This is a genomic window from Streptomyces sp. NPDC020742 (assembly GCF_040641675.1).
GTDB lineage: Bacteria > Actinomycetota > Actinomycetes > Streptomycetales > Streptomycetaceae > Streptomyces.
In genome coordinates this window covers 110174-127482 of record NZ_JBFAEA010000009.1, presented here as the reverse complement: position 1 = coordinate 127482, position 17309 = coordinate 110174, and the positions used below count along the sequence as shown (strand labels likewise).

The window sequence follows — 17309 nt, the reverse complement described above, 5'->3', positions numbered from 1 at the left end:
GCCGCCCTGCCGATGTGTCGGGTCAGGGTCGGGCGGAGGCCGTGGACGTGGAACTGGGCCCGGTGTGCGGCGTACCCGCGGTGATCTGCACGGTAATCGGGGCCGTGTCGTCGGACGGGTCGGGGTCCACCGAGTCAGCGGGCTCCACCACCCGCAGTGTGCCCCGCGCGTCCTGGACCTTCTCGTCGATGCGGACGCGCGGGGAGGACCAGGGCGGATTCTGGGTGCAGCGGACGGTCCGGCCGTCGCTCGCGTACCGGCAGTACTCCTCCTCCGCTTGCTCGTCCGGCTGTGGCGGGACGAGGGTGACGCCCTGGGGCAGGGTCATCTCCACGGCGGTGGGGCGCCGGTCCGGCTTGTCGGGGCCCCGGTTCCGCGCAGAGGGGACCGGCACGGTCAGTTGCTCACCGATCCGGCCGCGGAGCGTGATGCCGTCGATCGTCCAGTCCGCCTCCGGCTTCCCCTCGGAGGTGAACTCCAGGACGCCGTCCCGGTTGTCCGGCAGCCCGGCGATGTCGATCGGCTTGAGGCCGAGCACCCGGCCGTCGCCCCTGCGGTCCTCCGGCGACGGTCCGCTCCCGTACTCGGGCGGGTCTCCCGCCGGCCAGAGGGAGTAGCGGTAGCTGCCCTTCACCCAGCAGCAGGGGTCCGTCGCCCCGCGGAAGGGGCCGTCCGTCTCGAACGCCTTCCCCGGGGGCAGTTGACCGGTGAACCGGCAGTGGGCGGCCGTGTTGTCCCGGTTGTAGGAGCAGTTGCGGTACCGCTCCCCCGTGAAGGTGCCCTCGGACAGCGACACCGCGAGGACGAACCCGCCGGGCACCGCGATCTCGCCCCGGTTGCCGAAGGCGGGGGTCAGCGGGGGCAACGGGCCACGTCGGGAGCGGGGAAGGGTGTACGGCGCGTGCCGGTCCGTCCGCAGGTCCGGTCGGCCGACGTAGACCTGCCGGACGTGGGTGACGGTGCCGGCGTTGGCGCTGGTGATCCGCTCTTCGACCTCGCCGGCCGCGCCGACCGGCACGCCCTTCACCGGGCGCAGCGCGAAGGGGAACAGGGAGGTCTGCTGGTAGAAGCTGCCGGCCCGGCAGCTGACGGTCCAGTCCCGGCGGGTGCAGCCCCCGCCCACCCGACGGATCGTCACCTTGCCCTTGAGGGACGACAGGTCGTAGTGGGCCACGACGCTTTCGGCATTGCGCTCGCCACTGCCCCGCGGGTTCTCGGCGTAGAGGACGGTCTGGTAGCGGTCGGACTCCTGGCCCGTGCCGTTCGGGGCCAGGAAGTAGGCGGCCTGCGGGTGGAACTGACGGAGTTTCGGCGGCGCTTCGGCGCCACCGCCCCGCCTTCCGGCCGTGTCACCGCACGCGGTGCCCGCGGCCGCGCACAGCAGCGTGACCACCGCCACGAGGACCGTCCTTCCCCATCGCATGTTCCGCTCCCCCCGCCCCGCTCGACCCTCGCGGTCGATCTGCGTCACCTGATACGGAAGAGGACCGGTAGGCGAAGCGGGAGGTTGCTACCGGGCGGGAACCGGGCGGTTTCGGTTGCCCGTCCGGGCAGGAAGGCGGCTACGGGGCCGTCCGCGTACGCGAGGGTCGAGCCGACCAATCTGGCCCTTGGCCAGCCCGACCTGACGGGAACGTACACCCTCACCCCCGGGGCGGGAAATGCCCGTGCGCATGCCGAGAGGAACCCGGCCGGCGCGATCGCGCCGCCACGCCCGCGGGCCGGAGCGGAGCGGCGGCGGGCCGGCGCGGCCCGGCAGCGCGGACCGCCCTGGGCCTCACTCCTCCGGCCCGTACCACAGCGTCGTCATGTTGCAGAACTCCCGGATGCCGTGGCCGGAGAGCTCCCGCCCGTAGCCGGAGCGCTTGGCGCCGCCGAACGGCAGGCCGGGGTGGGAGGCGGTCATACCGTTGAAGAAGACGCCACCGGCCTGGAGGTCCCGCGCCAGCCGTTGCTGTTCGGCCGGGTCGCGGGTCCAGGCGTTGGAACTGAGGCCGAACGGCGTGTCGTTGGCGACCTGCACCGCTTCGTCCAGGTCGGCGACCCGGTAGAGCGTGGCCACCGGGCCGAACGCCTCCTCGTGGTGGATACGCATACCGGGGGTGATGCCGGCCAGGACCGTCGGCTCGTAGAACCAGCCGGCGCGCCGACCGGGCGGGCGCCGGCCGCCGCACAGTGCGGTGGCGCCCTGGTGGACCGCGTCATCGACCAGCTCCTCCAGGTCGGAGCGGCCCTGCTCGCTGGAGAGCGGCCCGACGTCGGTGCCTTCGTCCATCGGGTCGCCGATGGTCAGCGCCGCCATCCGCGCGGTGAACCGCTCGGCGAAGGCGTCGTAGACGTCCTGGTGCACGATGAACCGCTTGGCCGCGATGCAGGACTGGCCGTTGTTCTGGACGCGCGCGGTGACGCCGACGCGGACCGCCTTGTCGAGGTCGGCGGAGGGCAGGACGACGAACGGGTCGCTGCCGCCGAGTTCCAGCACGGTCTTCTTGATCTCGTCGCCGGCGGTGGCGGCCACCGAGCGGCCGGCGGGTTCGCTGCCGGTGAGCGTGGCGGCGGCGACCCGCGGGTCGCGCAGCACCTCCTCGACGGCGCCCGAGCCGATCAGCAGGGTCTGGAAGCAGCCCTCGGGGTAGCCCGCGCGGCGGAACAGCTCCTCGATGTAGAGCGCGGTCTGCGGGACGTTCGAGGAGTGTTTGAGCAGTCCGGTGTTGCCGGCCATCAGGGCCGGCGCGGCGAACCGCACGACCTGCCAGAGCGGGAAGTTCCAGGGCATCACCGCGAGGACGGTGCCCAGGGGGCGGTAGCGGACCACGGCGCGCACCGCTCCGGAGTCCTGCACGTCGTCGGGGTCGGGGTGTTCGTCGGCGAGCAGCGCCTCGGCGTGCTCGGCGTACCAGCGCATGGTCTTGGCGCACTTGGCGGCCTCCGCGCGGGCCTGGACCAGGGGCTTGCCCATCTCGGTGGTCATGGTGCGGGCGATGCCGTCCTGGTCGGCGTCGAGCAGTTCGGCGGCCCGCAGCAGCAGTTCCTTGCGGTGCGCGAAGGTCGTGCCGCGGTGCTCCTGGAAGGCCTGGTCCGCCCTGACCAGGCGGTCTTCGATCTCGCCCGCATTGAGCGCGTCGAAGGTCTTCAGGGTCTCGCCGGTGGCCGGGTTGACCGTGGCGATGGCCATGATCAGCACCTCCTAAGAGAGCGGAGAGGGGGCCGGTGAGGGTTCCGGGACCGGGTCGGGGTCGGGCCCGGGGGGCCGGGGGATCGGTGACGGCTCCGGCGGAATCGGTTCGGGTGGCGCGGGCGGGACCGGCGGGCCCGGGAGCGGGTCCGGGACGGGGTTCGGCGGTGGGGTCCCCGGATCCGGGGGTGTGGGCTGCGGATCGCGGTCGCGCGTGCACGCACTGCGGGTTTGCGGTTGCCGCTGCACTGCGGGCCTCCCAATGAGACAACTGGTGGCACATGTGCCCCCGTACCCGAGTTTGGCCTGTCCATGGCCCGGGCGCACGACGGATTGCCGCGGACGGGTTGCGGTCCGGGGCCGGTGGGCGTATGTGACCGGTACGGACGGCGCCGGGCGGACCGCAGGGGCGCTACCGTGCCGCCATGCCCATGCCCATGGTGTGTACGAGGAGGCATCCGGTGACCGGGGCGCTGCGGGCCGGGGCCGCGGTGGCGCTGTCGGTGGCCGGCGCGGCGCTGCTCACGCTGGCCGGCCCCGCCCCGGCCGGAGCCGCCGCCGGCTCGCTCCCCCTTCCCCAGCGCATGGCGGACACCGGCGGGGGCCGCCAGCTGATCACCGCCCAGGCGCCCTCGGTCGGCGCCACCACCGGCACGGTGGAGTGGTGGCAGCGGCGCAACGGGCGCTGGCACAGGGCCGGTTCGGCGCCCGCCCGGTTCGGGGCGAACGGGCTGACCGAGGGCGCCACCCGGGTGCAGGGCACCTCGACCACCCCCACCGGGCTCTACGACCTGCCGTTCGCCTTCGGCCTCGCCCCGGCGCCGCCGGGCACGCTCACGCCGTACCGCCGGGTTACCGGGGACGCGTGGTGGTGCGAGGACAACGCCTCCACGTCGTACAACCGCTGGGTGCGACCGCGTCCGCCGGACTGCGCGGCCGCCGAGTCGGAGCGGCTCGCGGACCATCCGGTGCAGTACGCCCGGGCCGTGGTCGTCGGCTTCAACTACCACCACCCGGTGCGCGGCCGGGGCGCCGGGATCTTCCTCCACGTCAATGGGCGGGGGGCCACGGCCGGCTGTGTGTCGGTGCCGGCCGGGGCGATGGCGCGGATCCTGTCCTGGCTGCGCCCTGCCCAGCAGCCGCACCTCGCCATCGGCACCACGTACGGGCCGACCGCGCTCACCCACTACTGAGCACCACCGGAATACCGCCCCACCCCACCACGTTGTGGCCCGCGGGGGGCTCCTGCACCCCCTACGGGATCTGTTCCCCCGCCCCCTACGGCCCCTCACCACCAGCGGCCCCTCACCTCCTGCGGCCCCCAACCCCCGCACGCCGCTCCGCTCCCCCGCCCCGCCCCGCCCCGCCCCCTAAGGCTGCGGATCGCGTGCGTCGTAGCGGGCGAAGGCGCGGCGGCCCAGGCCCAGGGCGGCGACCGTGAGGACGCAGGCCAGGCCGCCGCCGATCACCGCGGTGGCCAGGGAGGTCAGGTCGGCGGCGGAGCCGGCGACGAAGTCGCCCAGCCTCGGGCCGCCCGCGACCACCACGATGAAGACGCCCTGGAGACGGCCGCGCATCGCATCCGGGGTGGCGGCCTGCAGCATGGTGCTGCGGAACACCATGGAGACGGTGTCCGCGCACCCGGCCACGGCCAGGAAGAACAGCCCCAGCCACAGGTTCCGGGCGAGGCCGAAGCAGGCGGTGGCCGCGCCCCAGGCCGCCACCGCGATCAGGATGGCCAGGCCGTGCCGGCGGATCCGGCCGAGCCATCCGGAGAACAGCCCGCCCAGGACGGCGCCCACCGCGGGCGCGGCGACCAGCAGGCCCACGGTCCTGGCGTCGCCGGCGAACCAGAGCACCGCGATCGCGGGGAACAGGGCGCGCGGCTGGGCGAGCACCATCGCCGCCAGGTCGGAGAAGAACGTCATCCGCAGGTTGGGGCGGGTGGCGAGGAAGCGCAGGCCGTCGAGGACGGAGGCGCGGCGACGCGGCCCCTCGCCGTGGTCGGGGCGCATCGCCGGGAGCCGCCACATCGCGTACAACGCCGCGGTGAAGGCGGCCACGTCGATCAGGTACGCGGCCTGGTAGCCCCACAGTCCGACAATCAGGCCGCCCAGCATCGGCCCGCCCATCAGGCCGAGGTTGGTGGTCAGGGAGCTGAGCGCGTTGGCGGCCGGCAGCTGTTCGGTGGGCAGCAGCCGGGGGATCATCGAGGCGCGGGCCGGGGAGTTCATCGCGAAGCACACGGCCTGGAGGGCGACGACGGTGTAGAGCAGCCACACCCGGTGGTATCCGGCCAGGGCAGCGCCGGCCAGCACGAGGGACATCACGGTGGCGCCGGCGGCGCTGTAGAGGCCCAGTTTGCGGCGGTCGGCGGTGTCGGCGATGGCGCCGCCGTACAGCCCGAACACCACCAGGGGGACCAGGGAGCACAGGCCCACCATGCCGACCGCGAAGGTGGAGCGGGTGATGGCGTAGACCTGCAGGGAGACCGCGAGCGCGGTCATCTGCTGGCCCATCCACGAGATGGTGTTGCCGCACCACAGCCGGCGGTAGTCCGGCGAGCTGCGCAGGGGGGTCAGGTCGGCGAATATCCGGGAGCGCAGGGGGACTTCGCGCTCCTCCGGTCCGGTCTGCGGGGAGTCGTCCGAGGTCGTTGTAGAGGCCACGCGGCGAAGTAAAGCACGCGTCGGGGCGCACCGGAGGCGGCGAGGAAAGAGGCGGTGGGGTCGAGTGTCCCTTACGGGGCCGGTGCCCGCGGCGGGCGTCCGGCAGGGTTCGGTGACGCGCTACGCCCCGCCGGTGGGCGAAGGCCGCCGTCGAGGCCGGGTCCGGCCCCTGGGCCGACCCGCGGGCCTCACCAGCGCCAGCGGGTTGCGGCGGCGATCTCCTCGGGCTCGTGCTCGGCGAAGTGCGCCTCCTCGGCGCGCCGGACGGCGAGCACCGCGCCGTGCAGCACCTCGCCCATCGCCTCGTACAGCGGCGCCGACTTCTCCAGCCGGTCGGCCGCCTCGGTGAGGGTGGCGGGCAGCCGTACGATGCCGCGCCGGGCGCGCTCGCGGACGCCGAGGGTCCCTGGGTCGCCGGTCTGCGGTGCGGGCAACGAGGCGGCGGACTCGATGCCGTGCAGTCCGGCGGCGATCACCGAGCCGACGGCGAGGTAGGGGTTGGCGGCGGCGTCGAAGGTCTTGACCTCGGCGTGGCCGCCGTCCGGGTCGTCCGGTGCGCCGGTGATCAGGCGGAGGGCCGCCTCACGGTTCTCCACGCCCCAGCACTGGTAGACGCCGGCCCAGTGCGAGGGCTGGAGCCGCAGGTAGCTGGCGGGTGACGGGCAGCCGATGGCGAGCAGGGCGGGCAGGGCGTTGAGGACGCCGCCGAGGAAGGCGACCGCGTCGGGGGCCAGGCCCCAGGTGGCGTCGGGGGTGCGGTGCAGGCTCCGGCCCTCGCGGTAGAGGCCGAGGTGGAGGTGGCAGCCGTTGCCGACCTGTCCGGCGACGACCGAGGGCGCGAAGGAGGCGCGCAGTCCGTGCCGGGCGGAGACGGCGCGGAGGGTCTCGCGGACGAGGACCACATCGTCGGCGGCGCGCAGCGGGTCGCCGGGTGCGGTGGTGATCTCGAACTGGCCGGGGGCGTACTCGGGGTGGAGCTGGAGGACGTCGATGTCCTGGACGGTGAGTGCCTCGGTGACGTCGCGGAGGTAGTCGGAGAGTTCCACGACCCGGGTCATGCCGTAGGCCGGGCCGGCGCAGGGGTAGTCGAGGGGCGCGTGCGGGTCGGTGGCCGCCGCGGTGTGGCCCTCGGGGGCACGGGTGACCACCCACTCGGTCTCGAAGCCCATCCGCAGTTCCAGGCCGGCGGCGCGGGCCCGCTCGGTCATCCGCCGGGCGAACTGCCGCTGGCAGGCGGGGTGCGGCGCCCCGAGCTGGTCGTAGCGGTCGGCGGGGGCCCAGGCCCAGCCGGGCTGGCCGGCGAGGACGGTGACCCGGTCCAGGGCGGGGAAGAGCCGTAGGTCCCCGTCGGGTCCACCGAGGTGGTCGGACTCGGTGATGGCGTCGTCGGAGGTGAAGACGTCGAAGACGGGGGACATCCCTACGCCGCGTTCGGCGGCGGCCGCCAGGCGCTGGGCCGGGATGGTCTTGACGCGGGCGATGCCGGCGTTGTCCACCCAGGTCAGGGCGACGTTCCGGACGCCTTCGGCCTCCAGCCGCGCCGTCAACCGGCGGGCTTCCTCGCGCTGTTCCCCAGCCCGCGCTGCCATAGAGCCGTCCTCACTCGCCCGTGCCGATCCCTCGGCGCCCGTCTGCCCACTGGTGCCCGGTGCGGCGCGGCGCCGTCCCGGTCAGGGGCAGTTGAACTCGCACCATACGCACTTTCCGCCGCCGCGCGGCTCCACACCCCATACATCGGCCAGCCGGTCCACCAGGAGCAGGCCGCGGCCGGAGACCCCGGCCTCGCCCGGTTCGCGGCGGCGCGGCAGGCTGCTGGAGTGGTCCTCGACCTCCAGCCGGAGCCGCCGTTCGACGCTGTGCGGCATCCGGATGTTCACCACCGCCTCGCCGTCGGTGTGCAGCAGGGCGTTGGTGATGAGTTCGTCGGCGACCAGCTCGATCTCCTCGGACCGCTCGGCAGCGCCCCAGGCGCGCACCGCGGAGCGGATCATGTGCCGGGCGGCGGAGAGGCCGTCGGGGTCGGCGGGGGCGATGTGCTGGCGGAACCGTCCCACGGTGTCGTGTTCGGGTACGCCGAGGCGGCGCAGCAGGAGCAGCGCCATGTCGTCCTCGCCGGTGCGGTCGTCCGCCGACGCACAGAGCCGGTCGGCGAGTTGCTGGACGTCCTGGGGGCCGTCACGGACCTCGCGGGCCAACTTCCGCATGCCTTCGTCGAGGTCGGTGCCGGGGTGCTCGACGATGCCGTCGGTGCACAGCAGCAGGGTGTCGCCGGGGGCGAGCTGGACGGTGGTGACGGGGTAGTCGAGGCGGCGGAATTCGGAGGAGATCCCCAGGGGCAGTCCGCCGGCCACCGTCAGTCGACGGCAGATGCCCTCGGCGTGCCGCAGCAGCGGGTCGATGTGGCCGGCGCGGACGATCCGGGCCGAGCCGGTGCTGAGGTCGGCGTCGACGTAGAGGCAGGTGGCGAAGCGGTCGGCCTCCAGTTCGTTGAGGAAGGCGGAGGCCCGGCCCATGACGGTGGCGGGTGTGTGCCCTTCGGCGGCGTAGGCGCGCAGCACGATGCGCAGCTGGCCCATCAGCGCAGCGGCTTGGGTGTCGTGGCCCTGGACGTCGCCGATGACGGCGGCGACGCGGCCGTTGGGCAGCGTGATCACGTCGTACCAGTCACCGCCGATGTCCCGGCCCATCCGGGCGGAGCGGTAGCGGACGGCGATCTGGGCGCCGGGGACGCCGGGGATGCGGCGCGGCAGCATGGCCTGCTGGAGTCCGGCGGCGATCTCGTGCTCCTGGTCGTAGAGCATGGCCCGGGCCAGGCTCTGGGCGATGCTGCTGCCGAGCGCCACCAGGACGTTGCGCTCCTGGTCGCGGAAGTCGCTCTCGCGCTCGAAGAACAGGCCGATCACGCCGATGGGGCGGCCCTGGGCGATCAGCGGGAGGTAAGCGGCGGAGTTGACGTTGAGCGGCTCGATGGCGTGCCACAGCCGGGGGTAGCCGTACCGGAACTCCGCGCGGCTGTGCACGAAGCGCGGGTTGAGGGTCCGCACCACCTCGCTCATCGGGAATTCGTCGCCGACCCGGGTGTATTCGAGGTCGGGGACGAAGCTGCCCGCCTTGCCCTCGGAGACGAGCCGGATGCGGCCCGCCTCCACCAGTCCGAGGATGATGTTCTCCGCGCCGAGGCGGCTGAGGCCCTGTTCGTCGGCGAGCACCGCGATCACCTCGCCGACCGTTCTGGCGTGTGCCAGGGCGGCGGTGGTGCGTTCGACGACGTTGGTGTGGCGGCGGCGCTCCTCGTCGACGGCGAGGCGTTCGGCCGCATGGGTGTATTCGTGGCTGGCGTCGCGGACCACGCCGATGATGCGGCGGGGCCGTCCGGTGTCGTCGCGGCGGATGCTGCCCTGGGCGTGGGTCCAGCGCAGTTGCCCGTCGCGCAGCCGGACCCGGAAGTAGGCGCCGTAGGAGTCGCTGCCGTCCTTGAGCGACCGGGCCACCAGGGAGTCCAGCCGGGCCGCCTCGTGGGCCGGGACGCGGGTGCCGAGGGTCTCGGGGCGGTCGTCGTACTCGGAGGGGTGCAGGTCGAAGACCTCGAGGGCGGGCGGGTCCATGTGCATCAGCCCGCTGTCGAGGTCCCAGTCGAAGCCGCCCATGCCGTTGAGGGCCAGGGTCAGGTCCGGGTGGGCGGGCCAGTCGTCCGGCACCGACACGGTGGGCCGCTTCGCTCCCCGGCGGTCAGCCATGTCGTCACTTTGCCACATTCACCCGGATTGCGGCGGATCCGGCCCGTCTCCCCACCGATCCGGGACACCCTTCGTCACCTCACTGACTCAACCATCAGTCACCCTCGCCACGGCGACGCTTCTACCCCACAGAGCAGGGCGATTCCCGCCTTCATCACATCGCGATCATTGCGATCTTCTCAACACGACTGTTACGGTCCCGAACCATGAGCGACGCCCCCGGAGAGGGCTCCGGCGCCCGGATCAGCGGCGACGCCGGAGGGGTCACGGACCGTGTCCGGCAGGTGATCGGCCGGCTCGGCTGGAGCCAGCGCGCGTTCGCCCGCCGGCTGGGCATGGACCCCTCGAAGCTCTCCAGATCGCTGGGCGGCTCCCGGCGCTTCACGCTGGCCGAGATCGTGCGGATCGCGGATGTCGGCGGGGTCGACACCGGCTGGCTGCTGGGCGCCCCCGAGCCGCCCGCGGAGCCGGACCGCGCGCCGACGACGGTGCCAGAAGGGGGCCGGCCGCTGCAGATCGTCCGGGAGACCGTCCAGCTGATCGCCGAGCACGGCTTCCACGGCGTACGGGTCGCCGACATCGCCGCCGCCTGCGGCACCAGCCCGGCCACCGTGCACTATCACTTCCCCGGCCGGGACGCGCTGCTGGCGGCGGCCGTGCGCTGGTACCTGGACGAGGACGCCGCGCGCCGCACCGCGGGGCCGGCCGGGACCGCCGACGCCCGCGCCGAGCTGCTGCGGCTGATCGCGCTGCAGACCCCGCGCAGCGCGCGGCAGCGCCGCCAGTGGCTGGTCCGGCTCGAGCTGTGGGCGCAGGCCGCCCGCTCCACCCCCGCGGGGCGGCTGCACGCGCACCACCACCGGCAGTGGCGCGCCACCGTCGCCGACGTCCTGCGGCGGGGCGTCGACCAGGGCGTCTTCCGCGCCGTCGATCCGGAGTCCACCGCGCTCCGGCTGACCGCGCTGATCGACGGGCTGGCCACCCAGGTGCTCGCCACCGCCCCGGACAGCACCGGCCCCGACACCATGCACGAGGCCCTGCTGGCCTTTGTGGAGACCGAACTCACGGCCGGCTGAGCCCGACGTCGGGCCGCTCCCGGGCTTGGCCCCTTCCTCGGTCTTGGCGCCTTCCCCTGGCCTGACGCCCTCCCCTGGCTTGGTACCTTCCCCGGGCTTGGCGCCTTTCCCGAGCCCTGCCGCCTTCCCCTCCGGGCGCCTGGCGCCCTCCACGGGCCCGCCCCTGACGACGCGCCGCAGCCCTCGGCAACGAACCCGCCTCCCCTACTTCGCTGTTGGACCGCGCCGGCAAGCAACTCCGGCCGGCGCACGAGAGGTTCACCGGCGGGCTGTCAGTGCCGCGTCCTACCCTGGGACGTCGAAGGAGAGCACAGGCCTTCGAAGGAGAGCGAAGGGCACGGGCAGCATGGCAGCACCACCGCACCGCCACGACGTACCGCACGCGCGGAACGCACTGGTCGAGAGCACGGTCTCCGGCCCGGTGATCCAGGCCGGATCGATCGGCCACCTGTCGGTCCACCATGCCGCCGCACCGGACTCCCCGCCGCAGGCCCAGCCCGCCCATGACGCCTGGACCGGCCTCGCCCTCGCCTCCTCCGTGTGGGAGCACGTCCCGCCCGGCCGGGACACCTCGGCCCACCGCCACCACACCGCCGAGGTGACCGCCGCGCTCGCCGCCCTGCGCGAGGAGGCGGAGCAGCGGCTGACGGACGATCCCTGGCAGGACCCCGACCTGGTCCGGCGGTTCACCGAACGCCTGGAATGGCTGCTGGGCGAGCCCGGCGGCGGCGAACCCCTCGACCTCTACCCGGCCGAGGCCGCCCTGCTGGTCCTCACGCCGTTCCTCCACCGCACCCTCGCCCTACGGGTCGCCGCGGACCACAGCGGGGTCGCCCCCGCCACCCTCGCCCCGGTGGCCGACCCGTCCCCCGACCGCGTCTCCTTCGAGGCGTACGCCCGGGAGCAGCACCTGCTGGTCACCCGCGCACTGCGCCGGCCAGAGGCGGCCGGCCCCCTCGGCTGGTGGCTCTTCCACCGGTGGCTCGCCCGCCGCGAGGAGCCTTCCCTCCCCGACGCGGTGGGGCAGCTGCTGGCCGCCGGTCCCCTGCGGGATGCGGCCCGCCCCCTGGGAGACGTGCTCTCGCCGACGCGTATCGGGGCACTGCTCCACGGCCTGCGCCGCGGCCCCGGTGTCTGCCACCCCGAACACCTCGGCGCCCTCCCGCCCGACGACCGGGTGGCCGGCCCCGGCCACCAGCGCGTCCGAGACCAGCGTCTGGCGCTGCTGACCGCGCTGGCGTACGGCGCCTCGGTGGAGATGACGGCGCTGCCCGACATCGTCGCCGAGCACCTCGGCATCCCGCACCCCGTCGACCTCGCGGAGCTGCGCGGCACCCTGGAGCGGGCCGACTGGGGCGGCTCCCCCGCGCTTCCGGTCCTGCGCGCGCAGTGCCCTCACGAAGCCGTGATCGAAGCGCTCCGCGCCTACACCTCCCGCCTGGACGAGACCCTGCACGCCGTCCACCGCACCGTGCGGGAACGGATCACCCAGCCGGTGCCGCAGCTGCCCAGCCGCCTATCGGCGGACGGTGTGGTGCCCTCCTCCGGGACGCTGACCGGCTGGGCGAGGTTCCGCCTGGACGAGGGCCGGGTCCGCGACCTGCTGACGGGCATCCAGCTCTACAAGGACCGCGATCTGGCCCTGCGCGAGCTCTACCAGAACGCCCTCGATGCCTGCCGCCACCGCCGCGCCCGCACCGCCTATCTGGACCGCACCCACCTCGCGTCGTACGCCTACGAGGGCCGCATCGAGTTCGCCCAGGGCCGGGACGCGGACGGCCGGGCCTATGTGGAGTGCCGGGACAACGGCATCGGCATGGGCGACGCGGAGCTGCGCGGGGTCTTCTCCCAGGCCGGTGCCCGCTTCGCCGAACAGCCCGACTTCCGGCTGGAACAGGCCGCCTGGCGGCAACTGGACCCGCCCGTCCCGTTCTTCCCCAACTCCCGCTTCGGCATCGGCGTGTTGAGCTACTTCATGCTCGCCGACGAGATCAGCGTGACGACCTGCCGGATGCACCCGGACGGCACCCCGGGGCCCCTGTTGGAGGTCTCCATCTTCGGCCCCGGACACCTCTTCCGGATCGTCGAGGCGGCGGCGCGGGGCGCGGAGCCGGGCACCCGGGTACGGCTCTACCTCCGCGAGGACGGCGCGGAACGGCCGGACGACTGGTCGTGCGTGCCGGCGCTGGAACGGCTCCTGGGCATCGCGGAGTTCCCGACCACCGCTCAAGACGGTGAGCGGGAGAGCGTATGGCGGGCCGGTGAGCTGAGGGCCCGGGCCGGCCAGGCGGGCGAGCAGTTCGGGCTCAACGCCCATGGGGCGCTGGTGCCCTGGTCCGGGGCACCCGACGGGGCCCAGGTGGTCTGGTGTGAGCAGGGCGGCGGGCTGCTCGTCGACGGCCTGGTGGTCCAGCCGTCGCTCCGGCGCGGGGTGTTCTCGGGCACCGGCGCCGGCCTGACCGGAGCGGTGGTGAACCTCTCCGGCGCCCGGGCACCGGAGAGGTTGTCGGCCGACCGGCGCGAGGTCCTGGACGAGCTGTCCGGGCCGGTCGGCGCGCTGCTGACCGAAGCCGCGGACGACCTGCTCGCCTCGGAACAGGCCCTGCCGACGTTCGAGTGGATCAGCAGGGTCGCCGACGGCAGCCTGCGGCTGGCCGATGTGCTCGCCGCCGCGACCATCGCGGCGGGTCGGCACCTGCGGTACCAGTCCGTGCGGTTCGACACCGCGCAGACCGGCTGCCTCCCCGGGGACGCCTCCCTCTCCTTCCTCCCCATCACCAGAGGGATCAGCCTGCCCACCACGATGGGGGTGTTGGGCGAGCCACCCGACTCCCTCTTCCTGTGGCGGCTGCTGGCTCACCGCCCCAACAAGAGCCTCGATGCGCTGACCGCCCTCTGCCCCGAGCTGGGTGCGGCCGGCCCGGTGCTCCCCGCGATGCCCTCCGACCAAGCGCTGCTGACCCCGCGCGGAAGCTGGCGGGGCACCATGACACCGTCGCGGACGCTGGCGGCCCAGCTCGCGGCCCGACTGGAGCGGCCGCTGGCCACGGTGGAGGACCGGGCCGCGCGACTCGGCCTGTCCACCGCGGGCCGCGGACTTCCCGCTCCCGGCCCGTCCGCGTTCCGCGCCGGCCAGGAGGCCGGTGACCCGCTGCTGATGAGGGACGTCCAGGATCCCGGAGCCGGCAAACGGCTGTGGCTCGACCCCGGCGAACCCGTGCCTCCCGGCCACCTCGCGCAGGCCGCCCTCCGCCTGGGCACGCCCGTCCCCGAGGCGGCGGCCGCGCTGCGCTCGTACGGCCTGGAGGTGGAGCCGGCCGCGCTCCCCTCCGCCCCCGACGAGGCCGCCCTGGTCGTACTGAGCGCCCGGGCGGACGGGCACTGGCCCTGGCTGTCGCTCTCCGAGCCGGTCCCGCCGGGGCAGGTGGTCGCCGCCGCGCACAAGCGGGGCTGCACCCTCGCCGAGGCACTGGCGGAGCTGGTCTCGTTCGGCTTCCGGCCGCCCCACCCCTTCCCCGCCGATGCGCACGCCGACGACCGGCTGCTGCTGTACGACTTCTGGGACGCCCGCTTTCCGCTCCCGTCCGAGCCGTTCCCCTACCACTGCCTGTTCGAGTCCGTGGAGCGCACCGGTGACGGCCTTGAGGAGGCCTTGGCGCGCCTGCGCGCCTACGGGTTCGATGTGCCCTTCCGGCTGCCCGACCCGTTCACCCCGCTCGACGAGGCGCTCCTCCAGGTGGACGGGGCCTTCCACTGGTGGGGCCTGCAGGCCGGCGCCGAGGTGCCGTACGCCCATGTGGTGGCGGCGTCGCGCACCCTCGCGGCGAGCCACCACGAGGTCGCCGCACGGCTCCGGGCGTACGGGCTGCGGGTGCCGCTCCGGGATCTCCCGCCGGGCCTCTCCTTTGCCAAGGCGCTGGACCTGCTCTTCTCGGGCTTCTCCGACGACGACGCGTTCCGCGACGCCGAATCCGAGGTGTCCCTGCAGGAGGCGCTCGCCCTGTCCGGGACTCTGCGGGCAAGCCTCCCCCAGGTCGTCTCCTGGCTCGACGCCCTGGGGGTGCCCGTCGTGGACATCGGAGAGACCCTGCGCACGGCCCTGGCCCACGTCCCCTTCGCCGATGCGGCGCCGCAGGCCCGTGGGGAGCCCGAGTGCGATCCTGGACCGTAGGCAACACCGGGAGAGCGACGAAGGCATCCGGGACGGCAACCACCGAGGAGCACCGATCATGGGCACCACACACGGCCACCGCATCGACGTCGTCACGGGCACCGACCACGTCCGGGTGGTGATCGGCGACCGACTGATAGCGGAGAGCCGGCGACCGCTGCTGCTCTCCGAGACGGGCTACCCCGTGCGGTACTACCTCCCGCCCGAGGACGTACGGATGGATCTGCTCACCCCCTCCGAGACCCACACCGTCTGCCCCTTCAAGGGCACCGCCTCCTACTGGTCGCTGACCGGCGGCCCCGAAGACGTCGCCTGGGCCTATCCGGAGCCGCATCCGGAGGTGGCGCAGATCAAGGACCACCTGTGCTTCTACGAGGTCGAATCGGCCGCCGGGTCGACCGCCGAATCGGCCTAGGCCTTCGACGGGGCCAACGGGAACGGCGGTGCGCATCCCGGTGGATCCCCCCTACCCCGTACCCCGCACCCCCTCCCCGGGGCGCACAATCGAAGCGTGAACGACGCGGAGCGAGCCCACGACCAGGCCGGCCGGCAGCCGGCGCCCGACCAGGGCGGTGACCCGGCCTGTTGGCTGGACCAGGTGTGCCAGGAGTGCGGACGGATCCGGGAGCGGCCCGGCAGTGCGGGGTGTGAGCACTGCGGGGCCGGAACAGAACAGGACCCCCCGGTCCGCCGGCGGGACCGAGACGAGCAGGGCCGGGCCCGCAGCGCCCGCCCCCGGGACGGGCTCGGCCGACCGCTGCCGTACGGCGTCCCTGGTGTGGCCCGGCAGCCCGAAGGGGTGCCCCGTACACCCGCGCAGGCACTGGCCGAGGCGCAGCGGCTGCTCGACGCCGGGATGCCGTTCCACGCACATGAGGTGCTGGAGGACGCCTGGAAGGCCGCGCCGGAGGCGGAGCGCGAGCTGTGGCGGGGACTCGCCCAGCTCGCGGTGGGCCTCACCCATGCGGCACGGGGCAACGCCGTAGGGGGCGGGGCGCTGCTCGACCGGGGTGCGGCGGCCATCGGACGGTACGCGGATGCCGCCCCGTACGGGATCGACGTCGTGGGACTGCTCACCTGGGCGCGGGAGCTGAGCGCCCGTCTGACCGGACCGGAGGCGGTACCGGGGGCGGTGCCGGCGGCCGGGACCGCCCCCCGGCTGCGGGCCGCCGGGTAGACCGGACGGTGTCCGGCCGGACGGGGCGCCCCTCCGGCCGGACGTCCGCCCTACCCGCCGTCTCCCCTGCGGCCGGTGGGGCGTGGCTGCCGCCACCGGGCCAGCAGGGCGCCGAGTGCCACCACCGCGAGCCCGGCGCCGCCCGCCCCGAGGACGAGGGCGGGACGCCAGGGGGAACTCTCGCGGGTCTCGGCCCCGGTGGCCTGGGCGGCCACCGGGCGCATCGGGCCGCCGTGGTAGGCGGCGTTCACGGCGTGCAGGGTGCCCACCGGCTGGGTGCTGCCGGCCGTGCCGAAGCCCCAGTCGAGCAGCGCGCCGGCTTCCTTGTAGACCGCGTTGGGCACCGCGGACTGCGGGTTGAGCACGGTGACCAGCAGCGTCCGGCCGTTCCGTCGGGCGGCCGCAATCAGCGTGTTGCCGGCCTTGGAGGTGTAGCCGTTCTTCACGCCGATGATGCCGGGGTAGCGGGACATGCCGTGCGAGCCCGCCAGCAGGCGGTTGGTGTTCTCGATCGTGGTGCTGCCGCCGGCACCGGGGAACGTGGCGCGGGCGGTGGCGCAGTAGCGGGCGAAGTCGTCGTTGGCGAGCCCGGCGCGGGCGAAGACGGTCAGGTCGTAGGCGGAGGACACCTGGCCGGGCGCGTCATAGCCGTCGGGGGACTTCACGGTGGTGTCGTGCGCGCCGAGCCTGCGGGCGGTCTGCTGCATCTCGCGGGCGGTGGTCTGCCAGCCGCCGTTCATCGAGGCCAGGACGTGCACCGCGTCGTTGCCGGAGCGCAGGAAGACCCCGCGCCAGAGGTCGGCGACGGTGTAGCGGCGGCCCTGTTGGATGCCGACGACGCTGCTGCCGCTGCCGATTCCGTCGAGGTCGGCCGAGCTGACCTGGCGGACCGCGCCCGCGGAGAACTTCGGCAGGACGGTGACCGCGAACAGCGTCTTGAGGGTGCTGGCCGGGGCGAGCTTGCGGTGCGGGCTCCGGGCGGCCAGCACGCTGCCGGTCTCCGCGTCGGCCACCAGCCAGGACAGCGCGGACAGCCCGCCGGGCAGCCTCGGTATGCCGGGAGCGGTGACGGCCTGCTCCCCGGCGGTGCTCAGGGCGGGCTGAGGGGCCGTCCGTCCGTCGGCCGCGGCCGGTATGGGCGCCAGTGACACCCCGGTGGCGGCGATCAGGGCGAGCAGCGCCGCCTTCTTGGACACACGCACGTGACTTGCCATGCCGTCACGCTAAGGAGGGTGGGCGCTCTGCGCAGCGCAGTTGAGCCAGACGGGCCACGCGGTGTGCGCCGGCGCGGGCGTGTCGCAGCT

General features: G+C 74.2%; 11 protein-coding genes. 5 read left to right on the top strand and 6 right to left on the bottom strand.

Annotated elements, in window-relative coordinates; translation table 11 throughout:
- Window positions 1–22 precede the first annotated feature (22 nt).
- On the bottom strand, window positions 23–1423 hold the full coding sequence (locus AB0G84_RS18160) for a hypothetical protein (protein WP_361321259.1): 1401 nt from the start codon (window positions 1421–1423) through the stop codon (window positions 23–25).
- A gap of 354 nt (window positions 1424–1777) precedes the next feature.
- Window positions 1778–3175 carry an NADP-dependent succinic semialdehyde dehydrogenase gene (locus AB0G84_RS18155; RefSeq protein ID WP_361321257.1) on the bottom strand — a complete coding sequence of 466 codons (1398 nt, stop codon included), beginning with the start codon at window positions 3173–3175 and terminating at the stop codon, window positions 1778–1780.
- 425 nt (window positions 3176–3600) lie between these two features.
- Here AB0G84_RS18155 and AB0G84_RS18150 point away from each other — a divergent pair, with 425 nt between their 5' ends.
- Entirely contained in the window at window positions 3601–4368 is a 768-nt protein-coding gene (locus AB0G84_RS18150) for a L,D-transpeptidase family protein (RefSeq protein WP_361321255.1), read from the top strand.
- 177 nt (window positions 4369–4545) lie between these two features.
- Here the strand turns inward: AB0G84_RS18150 and AB0G84_RS18145 are convergent, their stop codons facing one another.
- The 3 genes from AB0G84_RS18145 to AB0G84_RS18135 all read right to left on the bottom strand — a co-directional run bounded on the left by AB0G84_RS18145 (window position 4546) and on the right by AB0G84_RS18135 (window position 9581).
- Entirely contained in the window at window positions 4546–5844 is a 1299-nt protein-coding gene (locus AB0G84_RS18145) for an MFS transporter (RefSeq protein ID WP_361321253.1), read from the bottom strand.
- A 188-nt stretch (window positions 5845–6032) separates the two neighbouring features.
- A complete protein-coding gene (locus AB0G84_RS18140; protein ID WP_361321251.1) occupies window positions 6033–7433 on the bottom strand; it encodes a glutamine synthetase family protein in 1401 nt (466 codons plus the stop codon).
- A gap of 81 nt (window positions 7434–7514) precedes the next feature.
- Window positions 7515–9581 (bottom strand): SpoIIE family protein phosphatase, encoded by a 2067-nt coding sequence (locus AB0G84_RS18135; RefSeq protein WP_361321249.1) that lies wholly within the window; start codon window positions 9579–9581, stop codon window positions 7515–7517.
- A 206-nt stretch (window positions 9582–9787) separates the two neighbouring features.
- Between AB0G84_RS18135 and AB0G84_RS18130 the strand changes: the two genes are divergently transcribed.
- The 4 genes from AB0G84_RS18130 (at window position 9788) to AB0G84_RS18115 (ending at window position 16005) form a co-directional block, all read left to right on the top strand.
- Complete coding sequence (locus AB0G84_RS18130; protein ID WP_361321247.1) at window positions 9788–10657, top strand: TetR/AcrR family transcriptional regulator; 870 nt, start codon at window positions 9788–9790, stop codon at window positions 10655–10657.
- A gap of 346 nt (window positions 10658–11003) precedes the next feature.
- Window positions 11004–14828, top strand: coding sequence for an ATP-binding protein (locus AB0G84_RS18125; protein WP_361321245.1), 3825 nt, complete (start codon window positions 11004–11006; stop codon window positions 14826–14828).
- A 58-nt stretch (window positions 14829–14886) separates the two neighbouring features.
- The gene (locus tag AB0G84_RS18120) at window positions 14887–15243 is read left to right on the top strand and encodes a DUF427 domain-containing protein (protein WP_361321243.1); all 357 of its coding nucleotides are present in this window, start codon (window positions 14887–14889) and stop codon (window positions 15241–15243) included.
- 96 nt (window positions 15244–15339) lie between these two features.
- Window positions 15340–16005, top strand: a complete 666-nt coding sequence (locus AB0G84_RS18115; protein WP_361321241.1) for a DUF309 domain-containing protein — start codon at window positions 15340–15342, stop codon at window positions 16003–16005.
- Between the two features lie 50 nt (window positions 16006–16055).
- On the opposite strand, the gene AB0G84_RS18110 is transcribed toward AB0G84_RS18115, so the two are convergent.
- Window positions 16056–17219, bottom strand: a complete 1164-nt coding sequence (locus tag AB0G84_RS18110; RefSeq protein ID WP_361321239.1) for a serine hydrolase — start codon at window positions 17217–17219, stop codon at window positions 16056–16058.
- Between the last annotated feature and the right edge of the window lie 90 nt (window positions 17220–17309).